General features: G+C 45.2%; 11 protein-coding genes, 1 tRNA gene and 2 pseudogenes. 7 read left to right on the top strand and 7 right to left on the bottom strand.

The window, feature by feature from the left end:
- Positions 1-87 precede the first annotated feature (87 nt).
- The 6 genes and pseudogenes from KQJ19_RS19340 to KQJ19_RS24075 form a co-directional block, all read left to right on the top strand.
- Positions 88-819: a winged helix-turn-helix domain-containing protein gene (locus KQJ19_RS19340; RefSeq protein ID WP_047498183.1), complete on the top strand. Its 732-nt coding sequence runs from the start codon at positions 88-90 to the stop codon at positions 817-819.
- Complete coding sequence (locus tag KQJ19_RS19335; RefSeq protein ID WP_047498186.1) at positions 794-1,267, top strand: hypothetical protein; 474 nt, start codon at positions 794-796, stop codon at positions 1,265-1,267. The genes KQJ19_RS19340 and KQJ19_RS19335 overlap by 26 nt, the downstream gene beginning before the upstream one ends.
- A gap of 342 nt (positions 1,268-1,609) precedes the next feature.
- Complete coding sequence (locus KQJ19_RS19330; protein WP_141874848.1) at positions 1,610-3,058, top strand: EAL domain-containing protein; 1,449 nt, start codon at positions 1,610-1,612, stop codon at positions 3,056-3,058.
- 313 nt (positions 3,059-3,371) lie between these two features.
- Positions 3,372-3,716: an isoprenylcysteine carboxylmethyltransferase family protein gene (locus tag KQJ19_RS19325; protein WP_279263539.1), complete on the top strand. Its 345-nt coding sequence runs from the start codon at positions 3,372-3,374 to the stop codon at positions 3,714-3,716.
- A gap of 165 nt (positions 3,717-3,881) precedes the next feature.
- Positions 3,882-3,957, top strand: a tRNA-Thr gene (locus KQJ19_RS19320).
- A gap of 162 nt (positions 3,958-4,119) precedes the next feature.
- Positions 4,120-4,239: pseudogene (locus tag KQJ19_RS24075) on the top strand (Arm DNA-binding domain-containing protein); the annotation flags it as partial.
- 25 nt (positions 4,240-4,264) lie between these two features.
- On the opposite strand, the pseudogene KQJ19_RS19315 reads toward KQJ19_RS24075, so the two are convergent.
- The 7 genes and pseudogenes from KQJ19_RS19315 to KQJ19_RS19285 all read right to left on the bottom strand — a co-directional run.
- Positions 4,265-4,339 (bottom strand): annotated as a pseudogene (locus tag KQJ19_RS19315) (transposase); the annotation flags it as partial.
- A 100-nt stretch (positions 4,340-4,439) separates the two neighbouring features.
- Positions 4,440-5,840 (bottom strand): glucuronate isomerase, encoded by a 1,401-nt coding sequence (gene uxaC, locus KQJ19_RS19310; RefSeq protein WP_200046312.1) that lies wholly within the window; start codon positions 5,838-5,840, stop codon positions 4,440-4,442.
- A 198-nt stretch (positions 5,841-6,038) separates the two neighbouring features.
- Entirely contained in the window at positions 6,039-7,358 is a 1,320-nt protein-coding gene (locus KQJ19_RS19305; RefSeq protein ID WP_227021096.1) for an MFS transporter, read from the bottom strand.
- Positions 7,359-7,793: 435 nt separating this feature from the next.
- The gene (locus KQJ19_RS19300; RefSeq protein ID WP_047498221.1) at positions 7,794-9,029 is read right to left on the bottom strand and encodes a UxaA family hydrolase; all 1,236 of its coding nucleotides are present in this window, start codon (positions 9,027-9,029) and stop codon (positions 7,794-7,796) included.
- A complete protein-coding gene (locus KQJ19_RS19295) occupies positions 9,022-9,351 on the bottom strand; it encodes a UxaA family hydrolase (protein WP_047498223.1) in 330 nt (109 codons plus the stop codon). Before KQJ19_RS19295 ends, KQJ19_RS19300 begins: the two co-directional genes overlap by 8 nt.
- A 114-nt stretch (positions 9,352-9,465) precedes the next feature.
- Positions 9,466-10,230 carry a glucose 1-dehydrogenase gene (locus KQJ19_RS19290; RefSeq protein ID WP_049281645.1) on the bottom strand — a complete coding sequence of 255 codons (765 nt, stop codon included), beginning with the start codon at positions 10,228-10,230 and terminating at the stop codon, positions 9,466-9,468.
- Positions 10,231-10,272: 42 nt separating this feature from the next.
- Positions 10,273-10,959, bottom strand: a complete 687-nt coding sequence (locus KQJ19_RS19285) for an RraA family protein (RefSeq protein WP_047498229.1) — start codon at positions 10,957-10,959, stop codon at positions 10,273-10,275.
- Between the two features lie 581 nt (positions 10,960-11,540).
- Between KQJ19_RS19285 and KQJ19_RS19280 the strand changes: the two genes are divergently transcribed.
- On the top strand, positions 11,541-11,880 hold a 340-nt coding region (locus KQJ19_RS19280; protein WP_216404000.1), incomplete at its 3' end, for a GntR family transcriptional regulator.

Raw genomic sequence — 11,880 nt, 5'->3', positions numbered from 1 at the left:
GTCTTTATACAATGCAGTAATCAGCTCGGCACAGATGAAATTTTAGTCATTTGCACTCAACGTCACGGTAATTAAGAGTCAGGTAGTATGAACAGTATAATTAATGAACAGGTTGAGTATGATTCCACCAGAAAAAGCCTGAAACATCGCGATACGACAATAATTCTTTCGGCATCTACCGCGAGACTACTTGAGCTATTCATTGCCCATAAAAATCAACAAGTCCACCGCGAGTTTATCATTGAAGAAGTGTGGAAAAAGCATGGCATGGCCCCATCGGGTCATAGTCTTAATAAAAGCATCAGTATTTTGCGAAAAGCATTTAGTGAGCTGGGGGCGGGTAATCCCATTGAAACGCTGCCCCGGCAGGGATTTTTGTTCCATGCTTCGATCAGCGGTGAATCGTCATCTTCCTGTGAAGATGAAACTGTGCGTTCGGTAACTGAGACGGTGAACTCATCCGTAAGACCAAAACGTAAAAATATTATTCTTTTCATTTTATTATTTGCATTTCTTGGAAGCGCCATATTTATCTTTTCAGCTCTTAATTCAAGATCCAAAAATTTTATCTATATCAGGGCAATAGATGATTGTGAACTTTATACTGCCGATGACAATAATGCTGATAAAACAAAAGCATTTTTATCTTCTGATATGTGGCGAAAAGTAAATGCGGCTTGTCATGATGGCAAGAAAACAATTGTTTTTTATGATGATAATAATTTATCAGCCGGCAATGATCTTAGAGTGAATTTGCTTGGGGTTTGTACGTTAGAGAAAGGAGGGGTTGTCCGTGAATGTGAAAATTTTGTTTATTAGTGGGGCAATCTTTCTTGCAGCGATAACAGCATATTTTTTATATCGCCATCAAGAACCTGAGACGCTGACCTGCTCGGCAAAAACTTACCTGCATCTGGAGGCGCAAACTCAGGGGGTAAAAATTGAAGGTGAAGTTCTGCTGGTTTTTCGTATTTCTTCTGCTACCGAAGGGCGGGTATCTCAGGTAGGAAGCCTCAATATTCAGGGTAAAAATTATGCTGTAGATCGTAATGTTATCCTGAATTTTATTGGTAAAGATCGTGATGGTTACCTGCAGACCCGTCGTGTAGCTATTGTTAAAAATAAAAATGATAATGTTCCTGATGACGTTACCGAACAACTCATGTCACGACAGGAAATTTTTTATTATAAGATCATCCATATCGCCAAAAATGTCTATGCGATCAGAGATCTGCGACGTACGTTAATGGTTTGTCGGGCAGCATAAGTAACAATAATATGTTATCCTTACGGTTTTAGTAGTTTTATATTTTGTCGTTTTTAGTGTTCATGGTTTTTTATTTTGTCTTACAGTGAAAATGAGCAATAGGATTTGTATTGATGAAGAATTAGGATTTTTCCTTTTTCAATAATTAAAATGGCCTTAACATTTAATGGTAATATTCATATGGATAAGCGTGATTATAAATTCTGAAACTGCGTGAGATGACTTATGGATAAAGTTATTTCGCGGACTGCATTGTAATTTCTGGAGGCTAAAGGTGTTGTATATTCTCTCGTGTATAAAACGAGGGACCTGCCATGCCATAAATTTAAGTTGGTGGTAACTATGAATACGAAAAAGGTTTTTCTGCTCAGTTATGATATTTTTCTTTTCTCAGGGATAAAAGCGTGGTTGCCAAATCTGGTGTTGGTCGATGCGCGGGCATTTATTTCTGGTTCACAGTCAATTATTCCACGGTATCCATCCTGTTTACTGGTGATCGATAACCGGTTACCATTATTCCAGGTCAGGAAGTGGTTTCAGAGAAATAGCACGCAGTTTATCAATATAAACTGTATTGTTCTTCGGATGAATGAAAGTCGTTCTATTAATCGGGGGTATGAGGAGTATGCATTCATTAATGGACGGGAACTATCGGATCAGCTGATTTCTCAGTTGAGAGCCAATCTAATGGCTCCCAATGAGGTTGTGGAAGTCACTAAAGGTTCAGCGATATTTACTTTTCATTTGACTGAGTTTGAAGAGAAAATGCTGTATGCATCTTTCACAAAGGAAAAATTGCACGATTTTTGTCATGCTAACTCGATAACAATTAAGTCAGTGTATCGATATCGGGAACGCATTACCGCTCGTCTGGGATTTTCTCATTTTAATGAAACTATCATTTTTTTAACCAGGAATAATCTATTGCATGAAGGTTCCTCGACGAACAGTCATTCTGGTAAGAATGTAATATACGGCGAAGCATATGATGTCTCAGATTCTGGTCGACTGAGTATGGCAATAAGGAATGAAGAAATCATTCCTTATTTTCAACCCATCGTAAATATCAACGAAGATGTCTGTGGTGTTGAGGTTTTGGCTCGTTGGCCACAGGGGGATAATTATGCTATTTCTCAGCGTGAGTTTATACCGCTGGCTGAAAAATGTGGCTTAATGAATGAGTTAACGAGCTATTTAATGAACGCCGTCGCGCGTAATCTGGTCGACGGAAGCGAGGATTTCAATAAAACTTTATTCGTCTCTTTTAATGTGAGTCCATCAGGTTTAAGTAACCCCGTCTTTTATTGGGAGTGTCTTAATTTTATGGAAATAACGCAAAGGCTACCGATAAAATTGATGATTGAAATAACTGAAAACCAGACTCTCACTATTACTCCTGCAATCAAAGAGCTGATACGATCGTTGCGAAACAGAGGGGTTCTGTTTGCTTTAGATGATTTTGGGACGGGATACGCTAACCTTTGTTATCTCAATGAGTTAGACCTGGATGTTATAAAAATTGATAAAACGTTTATCAAAGCGATTAAAGAAGTTGAGCAACATATCCCTATGCTCGAGTCAATCATTCACCTTTCCGAACTCCTGGGGTTACGCATGGTGGCGGAAGGCGTTGAACATGGCTATCAGCAGCAATGGTTGGGGAAAAATAATGTTGATTACCTGCAGGGTTATCAATTTTTACCGCCAGTGACGTTTGATGATTTTATGCGTTACTACAAGCAGTCTTTAGATTTTTTTGAATCAGCGTCGGATTCTACTTTCTCAACGTAAAGCCTTTCGGGAACATCAGGGGCGGATGCCTCTGATGCAGGTATTTTTGTCGAGGTGAGTACGATAACTCCCGCCTGTCTGGTGAAGGCGATAGCCTGTTGTGAGTGAGGCATCGTTTGTTTATGTATCTAATACGGGGTATTTATAGCGGTATCAGCGTTAATTAAACCGATGCCGAGGTGAGTTCCTGGCCATGCGTCATTTCCTGACAAAATTAAGAGTCTGGTTTCCGCCGCCTCTTATCTTAGTACTTTTTCTCGTTGCGGATGTGCTGACGGCGAGTCCGCGTTTCACATTCGGCGGGGTGAATATCGTGATAAGCACATTGCTGGCCGGCGTCAGTCTGTTGGTGATATTGCATACCGCGTGGCAGATGCGGATGAAACGTACGACCCTGAATCCGCTGCATGCACATAAATCGACCACGCTTGTTACCGACGGATGTTATGCCTGGAGCCGCAACCCGATCTACCTTGGTATGAGTGGACTCCAGTTGGCCTTTGCTCTTTGCATCGGTAGCCTGACTGGAGTACTGGCTGTACCGGTGTTTATGCTGGCGGTTGCCAGATTGCATATTGATTTTGAAGAGGAACAACTGCGAAAACATTTCGGGCTGGAGTGGGAGCGCTATGAACAACACGTTCGCCGCTGGTTATAGTAATACCCGACCACGTATAAGCATGCCTGTAACGACACGATTCGTGCGTAATTGAAACCGGATGATGCAAAAATAGGCGTTTGATTCGCAAGGCCATTGACGCATCGCCCGGTTAGTTTTAACCTTCTACCCCGTGCTCACATTCGTGGACATGTCCTTTTCAGGGCCGATATAGCTCAGTTGGTAGAGCAGCGCATTCGTAATGCGAAGGTCGTAGGTTCGACTCCTATTATCGGCACCATTTCAAATTCTTCCAAGGTCTACCGAAATCAACTCAAAGCCCGTATATTGCGGTTCACAGCCCGTATCTTATCTCCTGTTATCAACTGGACTCAACCGAAATCAAGTCACAGTTGGGGCATAAGTGGGGGCTCTCTGTGTTCGGTCCAGGGAGATGCCCCCAATGAAGCTAAATGCGCGACAGGTAGATGCAGCTAAACCCAGAGAGAAGGCCTACAAGCTGGCAGATGGTGCTGGTTTGTATCTTGAGGTTGTTCCCTCTGGTTCCAGATATTGGCGGATTGTAGTGGCATACTGAATTAGGTCACTACCAGTTTGATTTGAGATGCAAGTGCTGCTGCCATCAAAGCATTTGCCTCGATGACGGTTTTATCTGTGGTCAGGGCGTCCGGTAGTCCACACTGATGAGGCAAGCATGTGTTGATCTGCGCCCTATCTATGGTGTTATTCGTAAATAGGGCGTAGTAAAGGTATCAGCTGTTTTTATTTTTTAAAGTATTTTCTCTCAGCGTTAAAGTAACAGATATTTTGTATCATTCCCCCTGCTACCGACAGTTGATTCGTATATTCCCCGCGCTCAATTAAATCACCGACAAAATTACATAAAATACGACGAAAATACTCATGTCGAGGGTAGGATAAAAAGCTTCTGGAATCGGTTGTCATGCCGATAAAGTGACCTAATAGCAGAGCGTTGCCAAATGCTGTAAGTTGGTTTTCCATGCCGACTTTATGATCGTTATGCCACCAGGCAGGGCCAGGTTGCACTTTTGCCAAAGCTTTGTCGCCCGGAAAATTCCCCGCCAGTGTTGCCAGAGCTGAATCCAGTGTTGGATTAAGGCTGAATAACAGAGTATCAGGCAGGCTCTCCTGCTGTTCCATACGATTGAGCAATAACACCAAATCATCCATACATGGGCGGTCGGTTGGCGAATCGTAACCGCAATCGCGTCCGAGATGTGCCAGCATACGGCTATTCACGCTGCGCATGGCGCCGATGTGAATTTGCATGGTCCAGTTAAGCTGGGCATAACGGGAAGCCAGAAAGCAGAGCGTTTCGGTTCTGAATTGAATCACTTCCTTCGCGCTTAACGGGTCGCGATTGAGCGCTTTTTCAAAAATATGCTCCAGCTCTGACGGTGTGGCCGGAATATACCGCATCAGATCTAAGCCGTGGTCCGACATTCGGCAGTGTTGCTGGTGAAAGAAATCAATACGATTACTTAACGCCCGGCAGTAATTCTGGTAACTATCGAGCCTTATGCCTGACCGGGCCGCCAGTTTTTCAACGTAATCAATAAAATTCTGGTTATCTATAGCCAGCGCTTTGTCGGGGCGGTAAGTCGGAAATACGCCGATGCGGAAATCGTCCTGGGCGGCTAAGTGTTGATGGTATTTCAGGTCGTCGACCGGATCGTCGCTGGTGCAGACATAGTTAACATTGGCCCGTAGCATTAATTTTTGTGCTGAAAAGTCGGGGGAGGCTATTTTTTTATTACACTGCTCCCACAAATATTCCGCTGTTTCAATGGATATCTCATCTTCAATATCAAAAAAACGCAGTAATTCTAAATGACTCCAATGATAAACCGGATTTCCGATGGCTGAAGGTAATACCTTACAGTAATGCATGAATTTACTTTTATTGTCGCCGTCGCCCATTATGAGTTTTTCTGCTACACCACCAAAGCGCATTAAACGCCACTTATAGTGATCTCCGCCCAGCCATAATTCGGTAATATTATCAAAACGCTTATCAGTCGCGATTTGCTCCGGGATAAGATGGCAATGAAAATCAAATATCGGCATCGGTTCGGCGTAATCAAAATATAACTTTTGCGCCGTTAAGCTTCTCAATAAAAAGTCTTTTTTTATAAATGACATAAGACTTCCTCCTCATAAGAATAATTTATTAATTCAACTTTTTTGTTTAAAGTCGTGCGCACTATTTACACCCATCATACTTAAAGCTGCCTGTGCGTTGGCTGCCCGTACTTGTCCCAGTCGCTTACCTGAGTAAAATCCTGGGACTCGTGTGGTTGCAGCCTTCAAATAACTAAAATTATTCAGGGGTATGATGACTTATTGGTTGTTCGCTTTGTGTTTAATAATATGTACGGCGACAACGGACAGTAAACAGCATGCCCAGATATAACCAAATACATAGGTGGGTTTACCCTCGGCCAGCGTCACTAGCCAGGCGCAGATAAACGGGGTCGGTCCGGCGATTAGCATGCCGTTTAGTTCTCTTGACAACGCAACCCCTGAAAACCGGTAGCGTATCGGGAATAAATTTACTAAAAAGGCGCCCTGAGAACCGGATGTCGCGCCGTAGCCGATGCCGTAAAGAATACACATACCGAGGATAACGAAAGCCAGATTTTGCGTATCAAGAATCGCGAAAAAGGGAATGCTAAACAGAGCGATAAAAATACAACCTAGCGAGTAGACTTTCGCCGCACCCACTTTATCGGAAATACTCCCCATAATAGGCGTGCCGATAATGCCGGCGATAGAGCCGCATATAAGTGCGATCAGGCTGTCTGTTCTCGTCATGCCGAGGGTATTTACCATGTAACTGATACTGAATACGCTCAAGATATAGGAATTTGCCTGATGTGCCGTGACGCTGAGAAAGGCATAGAATACTTCTTTCGGACTATTTTTTAATAACTCAGATAGGGGGACTTTCTGCGTTTTCTTTTTCTTCTCGGCTTCGGCCATGCTTTTTTGGTAAGCCGGCGTCTCATCCAGATTATGCCGGATGTAAAAAGCGAGGATAAAAAGTACTGAGGAGGCTAAAAATGGAATGCGCCACCCCCAACTGAGAAACGCGTCTTCCGGTAATTGCGAAACCAGCAAGAAGGCACCTGTCGCAAGCATAATCCCCACAACGGTCGACGCATTGATGATAGAGGTATAGAAAGCCCGGCGCTTAAAGGGAACATATTCCCCGACAAATGTCAGCGCCCCCGCCAGCTCGGCGCCAGCGCCAAATCCCTGGAGCAAGCGTAACAGCACCAATAGCACGGATGACCACACGCCGATATGAAAATAGCTCGGCAGCAGGCCCAGCGCGACGGTTGTTAATCCCATCAGGACGATAGAAAATATCAGGGCGGGTTTTCGTCCCCATTTATCGCCGATGTGAGAGATGATCACCCCTCCCAGCGGTCTGGCGAAATAGCCGACGGCAAATGTCGCCAGCGCGGCTAATAAGGCGGAAGACGGCGAAAGGGAAGGAAAGAAGAGTTTGTTTATGACTAAGCCTGCCGCCGCACCATAGAGCGCATAATCGTACCATTCGATAATCGTACCTACCGAACCAGCTACGACGACTTTTCTTATCGTTCTGGTATCAGCTTCTGGCTGTATACCTTCTTTATATACTATGTCTGTCACAATAATTATCTCCAACAAGAATTGTTATGCGCCTAATAAAAGAGATTTTTCAGCCAGAGCAATGACGAAGCGGCCGACTGTTATTCTCAACGAGGTAATTTCAATTCATACGGACTATTTACTCTCATTATTAATTTACCATTCCCCTGGTGCTGAAAAATGCGCTGCACAAGGGAGGACGCCCAAGTCACTCTCACCTTCGAGGCTATCATCACGCCGCCCACTTACCCTATCAACCTGCATGACATGGTGAGGGGTTGTATTAGCATCATTTCTTTTCAGCTCGTGATAAAGGTCATGGCAGTTTTATTTAAATAATGTCGCCGCAGTACATCCTCTGGATAGGACAGGCAAAGCGGTAACGCCTATTCTTCTATTTTGAGCTTGGCAATCTAAAGTTATATTAATAATGGAGCATTATTTTACCCACCTTATTCAATGTTCATTTTCACACCGCGCGGGTATCAATACGTCTCTGCTTTGATATTTATAAGGAATAAAATATTCTTTATGCCCCTGTTCTTCACTTTTACTTTTTTTCCCAGAGGCGATCACCATAACCAATTCGGCTATTTCTGTTGAAAGCGCCTGTTGGGAGAGTGCTCCACTTAAAAGACGGCCTGCATCCACATCCATATCTTCCGACATGTTGGCGTAAGTCTGGCTGTTACCGGTTATTTTAATGACCGGTGCGACGACGGAACCGACTACGCTGCCGCGTCCGGTAACAAAAAAGATAATGTGGCTGCCGCAGGAAATAAGCGCCATCAGCCCTTCATTATCATTGGGGTTGGTAATGCCGAATTGCATCCAATGAGGGTCCGGGGTGGAATCAAGCAGCCATAACCCTTTTCCTTTCGGACTACTGCTGACTTTCAGTATTCCCTGAATAGGACGGGAACCGCTTTTTATCACTGCGCCCATGCTTTTTTCTTCAATAGTGGACAATCCGCCAGCGAAATTACCCGGGCTGACGGAGTATTGCCTTACCGATTTACAGTAATCCAGCGCCTTATTGTAAGTGGCGATGATTTGCTCCCTGGCAGCTTCTGTCGCGGCCCTTGCCGACAAGATATCAATCAGACCAATGGCTTCGACAATCTCTTCAAAGATCGCGGTACCGCCGGCATCAATTAACCAGTCGAAAAAATTTCCTACCGCCACATTGCCCGCCAGGCCGCTGGTATAATCGCTTCCGCCGCATTCGCTGCCGATGATGAGATCGGAGAATCCCATCGCCACGCGTGGCGTATGACTTAATTCGTCCTGAATGCGTTTAACGTATTTAACTCCAAGCTCGATACTGCTTTTTGTGCCGCCGGCCTGCTGAATGAAAAACCAGTTGGTCGGTTTGCCTTCTTCTTTCGCGATATTACTGAGCCACTCCGGCTGAATATATTCGCACCCCAACCCAACGGCGAGAACGCCGCCGACGTTGGGATGGCGAATCAACGCAATAAGCATTCTTACGGCATATTCGTTATCGGTACAGCCTGAAAAGCCCACGACCTCCACTTCGGAATCGTTAATCTGGGCGACGATTTTGTCTGCGATGAAATGGGCGCATTCAACGGTATAAATGACCAGTGTTTTATTACGGATGCCTTTTGCTCCACTCTGGCGTTGGTAACCCTGCCAGCTTATGGTTTTCAGACTATCTGATTCATTCATATTTAATATCCTTTGGCGCGCCGGTGACGACATCCAGACTGGCGGAACGTCGATCGTAATTGCTGCACATTACGTGCAAATGCACCCAGTCTCCTGGCCTGATATCCTGCGTGGCCGTGCCGATGCTAATACCATATTTAACGATCGGCGCGCCTTGGGCGATAAAAGATAGGGCAATCTTATGGCCGATATGAATCTCTTCATTTGCATCGATTACCCCCTCTTCGGCACCGCGAATATTCGCCGTTTCTCCGTGCTTAAACGATGTCAGCGCGGTTGCAACGTTATCGGTTGCATTAATTTTGTATACCACATTGTCCATAGTCGCTTCCGGTTTAATAACTGCCAGTGATCGGCACTGTTAAAGACATAACGGTTGGCATCCCTCCCTTAATAACATCGACCTCCGTGCATGATGGCGAGAATTGCCCTGTTTTCAAAAACCGATGAGCGCGCCGCCATCGACAATCAGTACATGGCCGCTGACGAATCCCGCGGCGTCGGACGCAAGATACGTCGCCGCCCAGCCGATATCATCCGGCTTACCGAATTTTTTCATCGGCGTACGGCCGAGGATCTTGTTTTTACGTTCATCGTCGCCCTCAATGGCCTTACGCAACATAGGCGTATCGATCCAGCCGGGGGCGATGCCGTTCACCCGGATGCCGGCGCCGGATAACTCCGTCGCCAGACCGCGGATCAATCCCAGATAGGCGGATTTTGCCGCCGCATAGCCGGTGACATAAGGCTGGCCGAGGAACGAGGTCATGGAGGCGGTAAACAACACCGAAGCATTGCCGAGCTGTTTCATATGCGGCACTAGCGCGCGAGTGAGGGCGAAAGCGCCGACGACGTGCACATCTAGCACCGATTCGAACTCTTTAACGCTCATCTCTTCGATAGGCTTCTTACAGTGATTGCCTGCATTATTCACCAGAATGTCGATGTGCTTATGTTGTTGCAGTAAATCGCCGACCCAGCGTTCCGTCTCATCGGTATCAGTGACGTTGAACTGCGTCCATGAAGCGTTCGGCCCTAAATCGTCGGCCGCTTTTTTGGCTGCATCGGCGTTCATGTCGGCAATGATCACCTGTGCGCCGCTGGTTATCATGCATTTTGCCATCGCATAACCCAAACCGCTGCCGGCACCGGTAATTAAGGCTTTTTTATTCGTTAAAGAAAATATGCTTGTGTCTGACATACTGTTTCTCCAAAATCATTTATTACCGTTTTGACAGGATGCTTACATCACGCCGAATTTTTCAAAAGCTTCTACCGTACTCATACCTTTGGCTATCGCTTTACGGACTTGGTTTTCCGTCGATACTTTTTCCAACGCTTTACTGATAACTTCTGTCTCCAGCGCTTGCGGTATAATTAAAACGCCGTCGCGATCGCCGAAGATGATGTCACCGGGATTGACGCGCACTCCGCTGAATTCAATCGGCACGCGATAATCGATAACTTTTCCCCGCGGCCCCTGGTCCTGGGCGTAAGTTCCATGGGAAAATACCGGAAAATCCAGGTCATAAATTTCTGACGTATCACGAGAAAAGCCATCCAGTACGGCACCTGCAGCTTTTAGTTTAATGGCGCGGGCCGACATAAGTCCGCCCCAGAGTGCGTAACGTAGAGAGCATCCAGTCGTGATATAAACTTCATTTTCCTGTAAGGAATCCAATGCTTCAAACATAATACCAAAGGGTTTTTCCCCTATGTCGCTCTTATTTGAACTGGAATGAAGTTCAAATACATCGGCCTCTAATACCGGCATTGCCCGGCCAACCACCACCATATTTGAACGAATGGGCTTAACCACAGGCGCAATAAACTGGTGTAAATACCCAAGCGTATCAAGAATATCACCCACTGCTGCGGGGAATAGATTTGTTCGCATTAAGTGAAAAAGTTCTTTGTCATTTTCCCACATATTTTATCCCTATCCCATTATTTATTTGAATGAAATCAATATACTTACTAAATTAATGACTACGTGAGAGGCCCGTTATTGTGTTCGGCGATTCATAAAAACATCTAAACGCGTTACACACACTCATCATATACACCTGTCTGACAGGTGTATATGATGAGTGTGTTAGTTATGTGATAATGATCATGATTTTAAACTAATGAGGTGCTCGTCCCTTTCATGTCGGCATCAATGGCGATTATTGCCGACGAGATTGGTAGAGCGCGGAGATCGTCGCGATGTAAATTTTGCCCGGTATTCCTCAAATTCAGGCGGAATCGGCGGATTCGTTTTTACTTTTTTTGTGGGAAAATAAGCAATAAGATGAGCCCTGGCGCAGGCGGAGGTTGTGACGAGCTGGTGCCAGGACGGAATGTGGCAAAGCAACATAGCCGGTGTTCACCCCCGGTGGAGGTCGGTTAGTAAGGGTAACCCCCTGAAAATGAGCAGTCGGTATAGCATCTTTGTTTCAGAGACGTTATCTGAAATGAGAGTAAATCCGTGCTGAGACAGGTTCTTAACAACGACGGAATACAGTAGGGATGAAAAAAACAATACTCAGGCAAGACACATTATCTTCGCAGGTTAAGAACTACATCCTGCAACTGATTATGAAGGAAAAGTTGGTTGCAGGAATGGCGGTACCCAGCGAGATGCAACTGATCCAGGATCTGGGAGTCAGTCGGGGCGTGGTAAGGGAAGCCTATCGTTCTTTAGCCGCTTTGGGAATATTAGAGATTCAGAGCGGTAAATTGCCGACCATAAAAAAAATCGACACTAATGTTCTACAGCTTATTATCAATTTTGCGGTCATTACAGAGCAGGTCACTCACAAGGATATACTTGCAGTCAGGCGTCATCTTGAAATGGGGTGTGTACATC

Source organism: Citrobacter sp. S46_ASV_140 (genome assembly GCF_018919545.1).
Lineage (GTDB): Bacteria > Pseudomonadota > Gammaproteobacteria > Enterobacterales > Enterobacteriaceae > Citrobacter > Citrobacter braakii.
Note: the sequence above shows the minus strand (reverse complement) of the source record. Positions and strands in the feature narration are given on the sequence as shown.